The 961-nt window shown below is 46.4% G+C and carries 2 protein-coding genes; both read left to right on the top strand.

The genetic code is table 11. The features are described from left to right. Positions 1-403: efflux RND transporter permease subunit (locus R7P74_RS25205; RefSeq protein WP_318123375.1), on the top strand; the 403-nt coding region annotated here is incomplete at its 5' end. Between the two features lie 76 nt (positions 404-479). Then, a partial coding sequence (locus R7P74_RS25200; RefSeq protein ID WP_318123373.1) for a DNA-3-methyladenine glycosylase I occupies positions 480-961 on the top strand: 482 nt, incomplete at its 3' end.

Below are 961 nucleotides of genomic sequence, written 5' to 3'. Positions count from 1 at the left end.
ACCGCTGATTGTTTGGCTCACTGTGCCACTGGCATTGATTGGTGTGACCACTGGCTTGTTGGCACTCAATACGCCGTTTGGCTTTATGGCGTTGCTGGGCTTTTTGAGCTTGTCCGGTATGGTACTTAAAAACGGCATTGTTCTGCTCGACCAAATTGAAATTGAGATGAAGTCGGGGAAAGAGGCATATGACGCAGTGGTTGATGCGGCAGTCAGTCGTGTTCGCCCAGTGTGTATGGCAGCGATCACCACCATTTTGGGTATGATTCCTCTTCTACCTGATATCTTCTTTAAACCGATGGCGGTAACGATTATGTTTGGTTTAGGTTTTGCCACCATCCTGACACTTATTGTCGTGCCAGTGTTGTATCGTCTGTTCCATAAAGTGTCGGTGCCGAAATAGGCTTAATGTAAAGTAACGATGTAAAGTTCAGCGCCTCTAGCTGGTGAGTTAGAGGCGCTTTTTATAAGGACGAAAAATGACAGAACACAAAACGTGCGCGTGGGCGATGAACCACCCTCTAGAGCGCGAATATCACGATGCAGAGTGGGGCGTTCCGGTTTATGACGACAAAGTGTTGTTCGAATTTATTACGTTGGAAGGTGCGCAAGCTGGCTTGAGTTGGATTACGATTCTGAAAAAGCGAGAAGGCTATCGTGAAGCGTTTGAAAACTATGATTTGGACGTGTTGGAACAGAGAAATGAAGAGCGCGCCGAGTTCATCGTCGAAAACTTCGATGTAGTGAAGCATCGCGGCAAAATCAATTCGGTATTTAGCAACGCTAAAGCAGCCAAAGCACTTATTGCTGAATATGGCAGCTTATCAGAGGCGTTGTGGCAGTTTGTCGATGGCAAGCCTGTGGTAAATCAGTGGCATGAAATGAGTGACGTACCTGCTTCGACAGAACAGTCCAAAGCCATGAGTAAGTTTCTCAAAAAGAAAGGCTTTAAGTTTGTCGG

This window comes from Vibrio sp. 2033, assembly GCF_033339735.1.
The sequence above is the reverse complement of the archived record's forward strand: the minus strand, read 5'-3'. Positions and strand labels throughout refer to the sequence as shown.